This is a genomic window from Spirillospora sp. CA-128828, from assembly GCF_050945415.1.
Lineage (GTDB): Bacteria > Actinomycetota > Actinomycetes > Streptosporangiales > Streptosporangiaceae > Spirillospora.
On the sequence record NZ_CP191986.1, the window covers coordinates 8,032,753 to 8,046,161 of the forward strand.

7 protein-coding genes and 1 CRISPR repeat array are annotated in these 13,409 nt (G+C 68.3%); all 7 genes read right to left on the reverse strand.

Going from position 1 to position 13,409, the window contains the following annotated elements:
- Window positions 1-708, reverse strand: a complete 708-nt coding sequence (cas5e, locus tag ACQPXG_RS38665) for a type I-E CRISPR-associated protein Cas5/CasD (RefSeq protein ID WP_433464100.1) — start codon at window positions 706-708, stop codon at window positions 1-3.
- Window positions 705-1,898 carry a type I-E CRISPR-associated protein Cas7/Cse4/CasC gene (cas7e, locus tag ACQPXG_RS38670; protein ID WP_433464101.1) on the reverse strand — a complete coding sequence of 398 codons (1,194 nt, stop codon included), beginning with the start codon at window positions 1,896-1,898 and terminating at the stop codon, window positions 705-707. The genes cas5e and cas7e overlap by 4 nt, the downstream gene beginning before the upstream one ends.
- Window positions 1,895-2,533, reverse strand: a complete 639-nt coding sequence (gene casB / locus ACQPXG_RS38675; RefSeq protein WP_433464102.1) for a type I-E CRISPR-associated protein Cse2/CasB — start codon at window positions 2,531-2,533, stop codon at window positions 1,895-1,897. The genes cas7e and casB overlap by 4 nt, the downstream gene beginning before the upstream one ends.
- On the reverse strand, window positions 2,530-4,194 hold the full coding sequence (gene casA / locus ACQPXG_RS38680; protein WP_433464103.1) for a type I-E CRISPR-associated protein Cse1/CasA: 1,665 nt from the start codon (window positions 4,192-4,194) through the stop codon (window positions 2,530-2,532). Before casA ends, casB begins: the two co-directional genes overlap by 4 nt.
- Window positions 4,184-7,060: a CRISPR-associated helicase Cas3' gene (gene cas3 / locus ACQPXG_RS38685; protein ID WP_433464104.1), complete on the reverse strand. Its 2,877-nt coding sequence runs from the start codon at window positions 7,058-7,060 to the stop codon at window positions 4,184-4,186. The genes casA and cas3 overlap by 11 nt, the downstream gene beginning before the upstream one ends.
- A gap of 299 nt (window positions 7,061-7,359) precedes the next feature.
- Window positions 7,360-10,015: direct repeats of the CRISPR family, unit length 29 nt; unit sequence GTGCTCCCCGCGCACGCGGGGATGGTCCC.
- Window positions 10,016-10,353: 338 nt separating this feature from the next.
- Entirely contained in the window at window positions 10,354-11,655 is a 1,302-nt protein-coding gene (locus ACQPXG_RS38690) for a hypothetical protein (protein WP_433464105.1), read from the reverse strand.
- Window positions 11,656-12,496: 841 nt separating this feature from the next.
- Window positions 12,497-12,784, reverse strand: a complete 288-nt coding sequence (locus tag ACQPXG_RS38695; protein ID WP_433470186.1) for a hypothetical protein — start codon at window positions 12,782-12,784, stop codon at window positions 12,497-12,499.
- Window positions 12,785-13,409 lie beyond the last annotated feature (625 nt).

Below are 13,409 nucleotides of genomic sequence, written 5' to 3' on the forward strand. Positions count from 1 at the left end.
TCACTCGCTCCTCAGGACGATGGTCGGGTCGTGCTCGAATTGCTGGGACGCACGGGGGTTCGGCACGGTGGCGGGAAAGCTGCGGACGCCGCGGAGCCCGTACCGGCGGTGCGCGGGGTCGAAGCTGAGCGGCTGGTCGCGCAGTGTGTCCACGCGTCCGTCGTGGCCGTTCGCCTCGATGAGTACTTGGAGTTCCACCCGTTGTTCTTTTCGGCGGCGCCACTGTTGCCAGTCCGAGGCCTGCCATTGTTCGGTCTTCAGTGCCGTTTCGAGGTCGAGGTCGTCGCGTAGCCGCAGGTCGATCGGCTGCGATGGCGGGCACGACCGGCGCCCCAAAAACGGCAGGAAGCCGGGCCTTTTGAGGGCCTGCTGCAGGTTCGAGAGCTGGTCGTGGGGGCCTTGGACGGCTGCCACGAAGACCGCGTCGGCCAGGTAAAACCGCTCGGACACCGGCATGGCGTCGCCGGTGTCGAGGTTGTGCGCTGTCTGGAAGTCCCGGACAGGGGTGCCGCGCTGGTCGACGCGGACGCCGAAGCGGAGCGCGGCCAGGTCGGAGGGGTCGGCTGAGCGTGGGCGGCCGAGCGCTGCAGCGAGAAGTCCGATCACGCCGCTTTTGGTGGGTGCGGTCTCGGTGGTCCGCCTGGCGAAGCGCGCCGCCGAACCCCATGACTGGAGTGGGCCGGCCAGACGCAAGAGCAGGACGCTCATGCCGAGCCGTTCTGCCGCCGCTCGATCTCGGCGCCGACCGCCGATACCAGTTCCTTCAACGGCAGTTCGGCGCCAAGGGAGGCCAGTGGCTCGGTGTCGTCGCCGGCGCGTGTCACCCAGCTGAGGGTGTCGTCGGCGGCGCCGAAGGCCGTTTCGATCGCGGGGATCTGCTTGGCGAGGCGTTCGCTGGCTTCCCGGACGTATCCGCCGGAATCCTGGTCGGCCTTGCAGGGCCGCTCGAATGCGCCGACGAAGTTGACGGGCCGCGACGACCGCACCTTCACCACCACCGCGTCGGGCAGGGTGTGGTGCCCGAAGGTGTTGATCTTCCCGGTGGGCAGGGACTCGGCGAATCCGCGCACGAACGCCTCCACCGCGCGACGGACGGGCGCGTCGACCGGCTCGTCTTCGCGCAGTCCCTTGCCGAGGTTTCGCCGAAGCTGGTCGATGTCGAGGGCGGCGTAGCGGTAGAGGGTCGCGGAGTTGAACTCCACGGTCCCGATCATGCCCGCGCCGTTGTCGTCGTCCTCGCGTTCCTTGTGGTCGTCGACGGCGGTGTAGTAGTCGGATTCGACGTCGGCGCGGTGGACGCTGATGGCGTGGGCGACCTGCGCGGCGGCGTCGACGTTGATGTCGGAGGCGTCGGCGACCATCCGTCCGAACAGGGCGATGTCGATCGAGTGGCGGCTGTTGGCGTGCTTCTTGGCGGCAGCCTTGTTCTCCTTGTTCTTGAAGAACGTCTTGATGTCGTCGCGTCCCTGCACGGCCAACTCGGCCAGAGCGTCCAGCTGGCGGGCGCTGAGGAAGATCAGATACTTGCCCTCAGGTGCCGGTTCGGGGCGCTCGTCTTTGGCGTTGCGTTTGGGCGGTTCCATCTTGGCGCCGGTCGCGGCCGTGACCGTCTCGGCGGCCAGCGCCCACGCGTCGGCCTCGGGGATCGAGGGGGCCAGCTCACCGATCCGTTTGCCGAGCAGTTCGGCCAGGCGGCGTGTGCGGACACCCAGATCCTGGGGGTCCAGGATCTCCTGGAACGCTTGGCGGGTGGCACGTTTCCACGCCTGGCTGGACACCCGGGCCCGCCGGACACCGCCGTAGACGGCGGACTTGGGGGTGCCGGTGTCGTCCCGGTTGAGGTTGCTCGGCGGGACGGTCTGCAGGATGTGCAGTTCGACGATGGTCCGAGTCGTCATGCGGATTCCTTGTCGGTGGGGGCGCCGTCATCGGCGTCGTCGGCCTTGTAGGTGTGGAAGCTGCGTCCCCAGTCACGGCGGATCTCGTTCAAGCCGTCGGGGGTCTGCGCCGTGTAGAGCTGGCGGGCGAGCCGGCCGTAGTCCAGAGGGACGCCCTTTCCGCGCAGCAGTGAGATGACCTCACGGAGCCGGTAGGCCAGAATGTCGGGGGTCGCGGCGGTGCCGACCCGGACGAACCGCCGGCGGATCGTCTCGTCGATCTCCCCCGGTTTGGACATCAGGCGCCGGACCGCCTGGCCCAGGTCTACGCCCTTGTGGTGCATGGGGCTGCGCTGCGACTGCTGGTGAAGGGCGTACAGGGTGACGGCCAGGAAGTACGCCCGCTCGCAGCGGGCTGCCTGATCCTCGTTGCCGGACAGGATCTGTTCGGCGAATATCCGCTCGACACCGGTGACGCCCCACAGCTCGGGGACGTCCTCGGGCAGCTTGCCCGCCCCTCGGCGGAGCTGGGCCAGCGCACCGACGGCAGAAGGCCGGTCGGCGAGAAATCCCCTCTGAAGGTCGGTGATGAAGCGGCCAGCCGCGTCCTCCACAAGATCTGCGGGCCGTTTGAGGGCCGGGGTCGGCAAGGTCATGCCTGAACCTCCGTTGTCGATTCGTCAGGTCGGCGTGCGCCGGGCAAGGCCCTGGCAAGCCGCGCGGCGAAGATCTGATCGGCGCGGGTGGAACTCAGCCAGACCTCACGCCCGTCCTTGGCCGTCACCAGTCGCCCTTGCCACGCGGTCTCACCGGCGGCGGCCACCAGCTCCTCACCCAGGGCGCGGATCCTGTCGCGGGCGATCTTCTGCCAGGCAGCCCGGGCGCGGCGAGGATCATCGTCTGGTGTCAGTGCGGCGAGCCAGTCGCGGAAAGGGCCATCCAGGGCGCCGAATCCCAGGTTGCGGGCGGCTTCCTTGCGGGGGTCGGCGGCGTCGCCGGCAGCGTTGGCGAGGTCGGCGGCCAGGTCACCGAGAATGCGGACCGCGTTCTCAGCGTCGCGGACCGCGTCGATCACCTCGGTCCCAAGTTCGGAGTCCTGCTCGTGAAGGAGCACGACCGGCATCGCCACCTCGTCGTCGATCACCTCGTCGATGATCGACTGCTGCGTCCCATACACCGCGCCGATCAGCCGGGCCCGCATCAGGCGGCCCCGCGGCAGCGGGCCCTCGATGGTCAGGCGGGCCAGCCAGTCCAGCACCCGCGGCCGCACGATCGCGGCCGCCTCCTGGCGCTGCGCGCCGCCCTCGGCGCTACCGGCGATCAGTGCGCCCAGCCCGCGCCAGGCGCTGCGGGCCGGATCGTGGGCGCGTGGCAGGTAGACCTGCGCCTGCTTGAGTTTCTTCTCCTGAACCGGGCTGCGCCGCCAGGCCGTCATCGGCTCGAACGCGTGCATGTTGTGCGGCGCGAGCGCGTCTCCGTAGCCCAGGACGACCCCGAACACACCCTCGTCGTCGAAGTGCAGCCGGACCCGCCGTGACGGCCAGGTGTACAGGTCCCGCGGCCCGTAGGGGCGGCGGGCCGCCTCCACCTTCTCCATCGGCCCGGCGGTGAGAACCTCACGCGCCCAGATGGGGCGGTCATTCTTCGGATCGGCCCGCAGCGTATCGGTGTCGAAGGCGATGAGGTTGAGCAGGAGCGTTTCGCGCAGGTCCTCGCCGGCGGCGAGCACACCGCCGAGATTGCCCGCCCACCCCACGCCCTGCGGGTACCCCTTCCCGCCCTTGACCCGCGGGTCTCCGACCGCCCCGGATTTGATGCCGGAGGTGTCGAAGGCCTGCGCGTGCACCAGCCACCGCGCGGCCTCGGCGAAGTCGAGCCGCTCCACGCCCCGTCCCCGCATCGTGAAGTACGGGGTCCCGTTGGGGACGTCGGCGACGATCTTGTCCAGGGAAGAGACTTCGTTCCTGGCCGTGTGCAGCGATGGTGTCTGCAGGAACGGCGTCTGCGGATGGAGCAGGTCGAAACGTCCGCGATACTCGTCCAGATATTCGCTGATCCGCTCCAGTGGGAGGTCACCGCTCCACAGCTCTTCCCACTCCTGCAGGTCCTGCGGGCCCTCGATCGCGTCGTGCAGGATCGCCAGCAGCAGCCGCATCAGCGCGAACTCTTGCGTGGGCAGGTCACCCACGACCCGGCGCAGCGTGCGGGCCTGGGCGAAGACCTCCCGCAGCGAGAGGACGTCGCCGGTCCCGTCCGTGCGCTGCACCGGAATCCAAGACCGGACCGTCAGGTCGAAGGACGGGGGCTCATTCGACACCGGTGACCTCCAGACCGTCGCTCTCGCTGTAACTCAGGTCGTAACCTGCCAGCCGGGTACGACAGTTCTCATCAAGGAACAAGATCAATTCTCCGGCGAGCCAGGAACTGTCTTTGGACTGCCAGTCGAAAATGACCTCTTTTTCCAGTTCTGTGATGGCTTGTTCCGCGATCTTGGGGATGGAGAACTGAAAAGGGAGCCGCAACCCGCAAGCCGCCACGATGCGCCCCAGCCGCGGATCGGGGACGGCCCCGGTGGGCAGGCTGAGCCCTCCCCGGCCGCGGTCCAGCCACGGCACCGTGCGGACCGTGCCATCGGCCAAGCGCTGCACTACCAGCACCTCTAGTGACTCTTCGCCGTCACGGACCTGCGCGCGTCCGGCCGCAGTGTCGTCGGTGTCACCCACCCCCGCATCGATCCAGCCGATCAGCGCGCTTCCGTCCCTGCCGACGGCCGCCAACTGGAAGCCCTCGGCCTTCCTGCGCTGCTTCTCGATGTGCACCTGGTATTTGCCGTGGGCAGCGTCCATCGTCTGCCACCAGGGCCGGGGCCCTTCCGGCGCCGTTCCGTAGGCACGCTGGACCAGTGGACTGATGTCATAGGGCAGATGCACCGTCCGCTTTGCCGGGGTCGTCCCGGTGAGATACGGCCACAGCACCGCCGCCGACCGCAGCAACACGTGCGGCTGATACACCCGCTGGGAGCCCTTGACCGGTTCCACCGGGGTCGTGCTCCAGTCGGCGCCGGCCACCAAGCACCGAGCCGCCCGCAACCGCCCGGGGCGATCACTCTGCCCCTTACCGCGCTGGTGACGGTGCAGCCGCCCCATCCGCTGCAACAGCAGGTCGATCGGGCACAGGTCCGATACCAGCAGATCAAAGTCGATGTCCAAGGACTGCTCGGCCACCTGACTGGCGACCACCACATGCGGTCCGTCGGGACGCGCGCTGTCTCCACCGGGCGGCCCGAAGTTCTTCAGCAGCTCGGCGTCCTTACGCATCCGATCCAGATCCAGGAAGCGGGCGTGCGCGACGGTGACGTTGCCGTCCCCCAGCCGGCTGCGCAGGAAGGCCGCGGTGGAAAGGACGCGGTCCACGGTGTTGCGCACCACCAGAACGCATCCACCCGCGGCCAGCTCCCGGTCGAGCCGCTCGGCCAGGACCTCCAGATCATCGTCGAGCCGCTCCACCTCAACGTCGGTCCGCCGCCCGGACGCGGCGACCTCGTGCACGACCGGCGCCCCGTCCCGTCCCGCAACCGTGATCAGCGGATAACCGGCCGCCCGCTCGACCGCTTCCGCCCCCTCCCCCGCGGTGTACGCCTCCACCAGCTCCCGGCGACGACCAGCCGGAAGAGTCGCCGACAGCACCACCACCGGCACCCCGTACGCCCCCAGCCAGGACAACACCAGATCCAGGTAGGAGTTCATGTAGGCGTCGTAGGCATGGGCCTCGTCGATGACCACGACCTTCCCCGCCAGCGCCAGATGCCGCAAAGCCAGATGCCGGCTCTTCAGCCCCATGAACAGCAGCTGATCGATGGTGCCGACACCGAATGACGCCAGCATCCCCTTCTTACGCCCCCGCAGCCATCGGTGCGCGACCAGCTCCGCCAGGGCACCGTCACAGGTCTCCTCGTCCGGCTGCACGCCACGCACCGCGCGAGGATCGGTCCAGGTGAGCGCCTGGAAATCCTCGTTCAACGCCGCCTTGGAATGAGCAAGCTGAACCGACCGGGCGCCTGCGTCCGGCCGTTTGTCGGGCAGCCGCTCCAGCCAGGACAGCACCCGGGAGAACATCGCATTGCTCGTCGCCATCGTCGGCAACGCCACGAACACCCCGCCGGCGCCCGACCGGCTCGCGAAGATCTCAGCGACCGCAAGCCCGGCTTCGGTCTTCCCCTCCCCCATCGGCCCCTCAATGATCATCAGCCCTGGCGCCATGTCACGGGCGGCCAGCACCGCGCGCTCCTGCAACGGCCGGACCTTGGCGCCGGCGGGCAGATCGAAACGGGACGCGAACAGGCCCGCGACATCAGACCCCGGGTCGACGGCCTGCCAGGGCGGCGGAAGCGCCAGACCCCGCCACGCCGCCTCGACACGTTCGCGATCGCTTACCCCCTGCGCGTCCAGGGAGTAGGGGAACAGGTCGGCGTTGCTGGCGATCCAGTCGGCGACGATCACCACACCCGTCAGCACCGCCTGCGCGGGCTGAGAAAGCTTCACCTGCCGCCACTCCGGCAGCCGGTCCGCCACGTCGCAGACCTCCGCGGACGCGTCCAGCAACTCCCACTGGACGGCACGCCACGCCTCCACACTCTCCGAAGACCGCAGCAACCGCGGACGTGCGGCCAGTGCCTGAATGTCGCTCATCGTCGGCGGAACCCCGTGATGGCCGCCCGCCACCACCGCCCACTGCCACGCAGCCCGCTTGGACCAGCCGTACCGATCCATGAGCCACTCGTGAAGCAAAAGCATCCCCGCAAGCCCATGAGGAGCGAGCCGACGATCATCCATCTGGCGCTGCAGCGGCATCTCCAAGCCCTCGCGCCGCATCCCGACGGCAAGCCCTTCGACCTGGCACGCAAACGCCGGCGTCGCCTTCCCTATGTCATGGGTGACCGCCGACCACACCGCCAGCCGCCGCGCGTCGTCCACACCACCAGGCAAGGCCGCGCCGACTACATGCAGCACCTGAGCGGGAAGCCACTCGTCCCACAGAAGTCCCGCGACCGCGCCGCTATCCGCCAGATGACGCCACAACGGAAGCCAATCGTCCTTATCGCGATCATGCTTCGCCCACACCCGACGCGCGGCCGGAGACAACCCAGCCCCCAACCGCGCCAGCCCCACCGCAGCATCCAGCACACCCGCATCCAACCCGCCAGCCCCGAGATCACGAGCCTTAACGACGGACCAGACCAGAACCGGACAACCCGACTACCGAACGCATCCAACCGCGCTAAAGCGACGGCTCGCCATCCCAGAACCGCCACGAAAGAAGTGACCAACAGGTGGCATCCTGACCATGAGCCCAAGACAACCCAGACGCGCAGCCTGGACACGTCCGCTACCAATAACCAACAACCCTGGGACCCGAAATGTCCGAATATTCGAAAGTGCTCGCAACTGACCGCTGCCCAGGCTAAAAGCCCAGGTCGGGCAGAGTGCTCCCCGCGCACGCGGGGATGGTCCCGTCGCCATGTCCGCCTCAAAATCGACGGCCATGTGCTCCCCGCGCACGCGGGGATGGTCCCGCGTCCCACGAGATCGACGTCGACCCCGTCCAGTGCTCCCCGCGCACGCGGGGATGGTCCCTCAGTATGGTCGGTATGGAGACAGCCGAGACCGTGCTCCCCGCGCACGCGGGGATGGTCCCGAGGGCGTGCACGCTGACCGTCCACGACAGCGGTGCTCCCCGCGCACGCGGGGATGGTCCCCAGGTCCGCCAGGAGACGCCTTGATCGCAGCAGTGCTCCCCGCGCACGCGGGGATGGTCCCGAGCTTCCCGAATCGGAACGGCGTGGTGATGTGTGCTCCCCGCGCACGCGGGGATGGTCCCTGGACCGCCAGGCGCTGCGCATCGGGCAGGGTGTGCTCCCCGCGCACGCGGGGATGGTCCCGGCGCCGAGGCATCCCCGCGCACCGTCGAGCGGTGCTCCCCGCGCACGCGGGGATGGTCCCGGCTGAGCGCGATCGGAGACAACGCCGCAACCGGCTCAGGAGTGCTCCCCGCGCACGCGGGGATGGTCCCTGGACGCCGTGCTCATCGATCTCGACTGGGACGTGCTCCCCGCGCACGCGGGGATGGTCCCCTGAGCGCTCCTCACGGAGCGAGGGGGAGAAAGTGCTCCCCGCGCACGCGGGGATGGTCCCAGTTGCATGAAGGCGATGAGTGCCGCTGTGACGTGCTCCCCGCGCACGCGGGGATGGTCCCTTGTTCGGGCCATGCTTGGGCGTGTCCAGTCCGTGCTCCCCGCGCACGCGGGGATGGTCCCTCAAAGCCCAGGTCGACGAGCACCAGCGCGACGTGCTCCCCGCGCACGCGGGGATGGTCCCGTCCGACCCCCGGCGTAGAGTTCGCCGATTCGGTGCTCCCCGCGCACGCGGGGATGGTCCCTCGTGTGAACGAACGATTCCCACTCGCGGACAGTGCTCCCCGCGCACGCGGGGATGGTCCCGTAGGGGTCGAGGGGGAGGTCTGCGTCAGGCAGTGCTCCCCGCGCACGCGGGGATGGTCCCTGGTGATCCCGCTCCCGGACGACTGGCGGCCCGTGCTCCCCGCGCACGCGGGGATGGTCCCTGATCGTGATCTCGTTCAAGGGAACGGATTTGGTGCTCCCCGCGCACGCGGGGATGGTCCCACTGGGAAGACGTGCGCGGCCGTGGCCGGGCGGTGCTCCCCGCGCACGCGGGGATGGTCCCTGCGGCCGCTGGTCGGCACGCTGCCGGACATCGTGCTCCCCGCGCACGCGGGGATGGTCCCCCGGCGATAGCCCCCGCCGTGTCGGCGAGATCGTGCTCCCCGCGCACGCGGGGATGGTCCCCCTCGTCCTACAGGGTGGCGAACGCGGCCTCGGTGCTCCCCGCGCACGCGGGGATGGTCCCGCCGTCAAGGTGCCGGAAGAGGCCGACCTCACGTGCTCCCCGCGCACGCGGGGATGGTCCCGACATATCCGAGCGCGTGATGAGGAGCGGCGGGTGCTCCCCGCGCACGCGGGGATGGTCCCCGGCGCGAAGGGGCGTGGAGCCGGGTGAACGGGTGCTCCCCGCGCACGCGGGGATGGTCCTCGTGCGGCGTGGCCGACTGCTGGGTCGTCTTGGTGCTCCCCGCGCACGCGGGGATGGTCCCGTCGATCGGGTAACCGTACAGATTGGACCGTTGTGCTCCCCGCGCACGCGGGGATGGTCCCGGCGGCCTGACGTCGCGGATGTACTCGCCGCCGTGCTCCCCGCGCACGCGGGGATGGTCCCGCCGCGCTGTTCTTCGGCGGCATGAGCTTCGCGGTGCTCCCCGCGCACGCGGGGATGGTCCCACGTCGGCCTGGCCTTCGTTCATGAGTGGCCAGTGCTCCCCGCGCACGCGGGGATGGTCCCGCTTTGGAGCAGCGCTTCCAAGACCACATGCGGTGCTCCCCGCGCACGCGGGGATGGTCCCAACGGCCTGAGGGTTTCGCAGCGGGCCGCCGGGTGCTCCCCGCGCACGCGGGGATGGTCCCTCCATCCACGAAGACGAAAGAAGGTCGGCTCCGTGCTCCCCGCGCACGCGGGGATGGTCCCTGCAGCGGGCACAGATGCATCTGCTGGCCCTTGTGCTCCCCGCGCACGCGGGGATGGTCCCATCCCCCGCGGCATGGGCCCGGGGTCGGTGTGGTGCTCCCCGCGCACGCGGGGATGGTCCCGGTTCTGGCAGGCCGTCGCCGTCCCGCGCCTCGTGCTCCCCGCGCACGCGGGGATGGTCCCCCCGCGACGCGCGGGCACGCTGACCGGCTGCGGTGCTCCCCGCGCACGCGGGGATGGTCCCACGAACGGAGGCACTGACCAGTGACCACCGAGGTGCTCCCCGCGCACGCGGGGATGGTCCCTGTACGAGGCGTACGTCACCGCCGGGTTCACCGTGCTCCCCGCGCACGCGGGGATGGTCCCGCGATGAGCGCGGTGTGCGCGGGCTTGCCTTGGTGCTCCCCGCGCACGCGGGGGATGGCCCACAAGCCCAGGTTCAAGGGGCAGGATGACGGGTGCTCCCCGCGCATGCGGGGATGGTCCCTCGGTGACGGGGTCGCCGGTCGGCCGGCGCTCCCCGCGCATGCGGGGATGGTCCCCACCGCCGGCGGTCAAGGAGAAGCCCAAGCCCGTGCTCCCCGCGCACGCGAGACGGTCCCGATGACGGCGGCACGATCACGTGGGCGGTCAAGTGCTCCCCACGCACGGGGGGATGGTCCCGCCTTCGGGAGCATGTGATGAACCAGTGGCAGGTGCTCCCCGCGCACGCGGGGATGGTCCGCCCGGGGGGGAGCTCTGGGTCTTTGATCTCGTCATGCTCCCCTCGCACGCGGGGATGATCCCAGCCGGCCGAGTGCGATCCCCGTCGTGTTCCAGTGCTCCCCGCGCAACGGACGAAGCGATGATCACAGCGAATGACGCTCACAGCCTGAACAGGTTCAGTGCACCCAGATGCCATCGGGAGCCAGACGGCGCGCCAGACGCTGACCTGCTGCGCTGACCGGCGTCGACCACGACACCTCGGAAACCGGACAGCCGAAGTCATCCGCAAGGCACTGGACAAGCGCGCCACCGACCCCACGGCCACGGTGGACGGCAGCAACCCAGATCAAATCGATCGATGGTCGCCTTGTCTTGTCCTTTGTCGTAACAGTAACTTCACTCTCAAAATCCCAGCGATAGTGGTCGTCACGATCCTCGGCTACCAGATAGCCAATGACGTATTCCCGGAATCGCAACAGGTAAGCGCGCCGCTTCCCCTCATTAGACTGCGGTCGCTCGCCGACCTCCCAGGTTGGGAAATCGTAGCCGTTCTCACGTCTTGGGGCTTGCGCTATCTGCGCGGCCAAGCGCTGCCATCTAACGCTCGACCGAGTGGTCACCACCGCAACATCGCCGAACCCCCATGAAAGGTTTCTTGGCATCCGCAGGCCTACCGACCAAAGCTGGTGCTGCGCCTCGTGGTGATCGATACCATGCTCGCTGAACGCGTTGCGGAAACCGCATGGGCAATGCGACTTAGGCCGAGCACTGACTTGACGGAACTCAACGGGCGACGCATCTTTGCTGAAATCCTGCTCGCGGACCCGTGTCTCATATGGCCGCCATGGACCTTCAGCGGGTGCCGCACCAGTCCACCGATCGGGTCGATCGACGTACTGCTCAGGAAAGGTCATGCGCTGAAGCCGCCCAGTCGCCGAAAGTTGCGGCCGGACCCACACACCTTCCGGCGTCGCGCGTCCGTTGAGCCGCAAACCCTCGTTGCGGGCCTTCGCACGGAGGAACCGGAGGAAGGTACTCGGCCGGGCGTCGAAGTCCACCCCCCGCCGTAGCAGCCGCTCACCCGGAGCGAGCCAGTCATCAACGGGCAGCGCCAACTTGGTCGCCAACGCGTCCAACTTCGAGAAGTCCCCGTCGAGTTCGGCAGCGCACAAGGCTTCAACAGTGTCATCGGCGTACGTATACTGCACAAACAGTGTGACCGACCGATCGTCGTCACCATAGGTGAACCCACCCGAGTAGCCGTCGAGCCAGATCCGTTCGATACACGCAGACCGCAGCCGCTCCGCCGCATCCACGAACCCAGGCGGCAAGGCCTTCTCTGCGTCGCCGTCGAGCGTATCGACGTAGCCATCGCGGTCCAACTCCACCACGACATACCAGCGCGCCGGCCGGATTGAGATCTTCCGGCTACGCCACGAATGCGGCGGTGGATCAAGATAGACTACGTGTGCGGCCACCGCACCTCCTAATAGAAAAAAAGAGCGCCCAGCTGCAGCCTACTGCAGAGGCACCACGGCTTCTCATGTCTTGTGTGTGCCAAACCTCAAGCGACCCGTGAATACTCGTGGACGAGCTTGCAACTTCGGGGGCTCTGCCAAGATTCCTTTGGTGACGGACGGTTAGCCTCGTGGAGGGGCGACGTAGGTCGTCTTCGAGCACACCCGGCCATGCGGGATCTCACCGAGCTGATCCGCGGCAGATCTGCCAGAACGATCAACTCTCACGTCGACCGAAGCCCGCACTTACCCCAGATGCTTCTTCGTGGACTACCTCAACGCCCCGTCCGCACTACCGCTGGACTGGATGTAAGCGCAGATATCGCTCACACTCCGTGCCTGCCAGACGCGCATCACCTCCACCATTCCCGTGCCATGTGCCCACCAGGGACCGACCAGGCGAGCCAGCCGATCGTCTCAGCCATAGATCACCACCAGGCGGTGATTAGAGGCATGATGGCGCCGCCCATGTCTACTACCTGCAGGAATGCCGAAACCCGACACCCCCGGTGACCGATCTGCGGTCCAATACGGGGCTGCCCGGGCGGCCATGTTCGCTCGTTGTTCGCTCGGCGTCCCCGGTACGGGACGGTACGCCGTGACATGCCGCGGCACGAGAATCGGGCTGGACGTGCACAGGGCGGTATAAACTGATATCGAGAGCACTGATCTGATGCGAGAGCAGTGGACTCTTAATTCGCGGGTTCGGGGTTCAAGTCCCTGACGGCGCACCCGCCCTCACCAGCGACGACACCCCCTCACGGAAGTCGTCGCTGTCGTCATGCGGGGCTGACTGGGGCCATCACTGCCGGGTGATGACCGCGACGTCGTCGTCCAGGTCCACGTCGCACCAGCGCATTCCGGCGGCCTCGCCGCGGGGCAGTACGCGTAGCGCGATGAGGTGGTAGGCGGCGTAGAGGCGGTGGTCGCGAATGGCGTGTAGGAACTCGGCCGTCTGCGCCGCTGTCCAGAACACCACCGGCGGTCGCTCGCCGGTCTTCTCCCAGTGCTCGACACGAGCCGCCGTCCACACCACCGCCCGCGGACGGTGCGCACTCGGCAACTCCGAGCGCGCCAGTGGGCACGTCACCCCCGAGGTGATGATCAGCCAACGTCCGGCCGAGGTCGAGGACCGCGCTGTTGCGGGCCACTGGGAAGGCGACCGTGCGACACGAAGTTGCACGAATTTGAGTGGACTGACCGATTGGAGAGGCAGTTGATGAAGCTGTAGGTGCAGTCACGGGTCCGTGTCCGCATGACTCGTCCCCGCCCTTGACGTGCGATTCCGGTAACGGTGTGGTGCGAAGCTCAGGGGGAAGCCCAAGGACTTCCGTTCCATCCGGAAGTTACCGGCGAGGGGAAGACCGGACGGGTGAAGTCCATGAACTCCCGATGATGCCTCGTGATCCCAAGCCCCGCCGATGGAATGCGTGAGTGGGGTGCATGGCTAGCCGTTGAGAAGCGGCAGGCGCTGGTCGGCAGAGGTCACTCCGGCCAGGTGGACACCGCCGCCTCGGGGTAAAGGGAGCGCCCACCCCGGTCGTATCTCATTCGTGTGGAACGTGGAAACCCCGTTGGGGTCCGGGTCGCTTTAGCTCGGTCAGCCGACCGTAAGGAAGGCTCAACTCCCCAGCGGGAACAGGACGGCCCAAGAAGCCAACGCCGGAAGCCGAAAGGAAACGGGAACCCGGGGCAGACGATCGGACTCTCCGCCG

Bases quoted from the DNA above. Each gene is read 5' to 3' on its own strand.
- cas5e (WP_433464100.1), bottom strand. From the start codon at position 708: ATGAGCGTCCTGCTCTTGCGTCTGGCCGGCCCACTCCAGTCATGGGGT.
- cas7e (WP_433464101.1), bottom strand. From the start codon at position 1,898: ATGACGACTCGGACCATCGTCGAACTGCACATCCTGCAGACCGTCCCG.
- casB (WP_433464102.1), bottom strand. From the start codon at position 2,533: ATGACCTTGCCGACCCCGGCCCTCAAACGGCCCGCAGATCTTGTGGAG.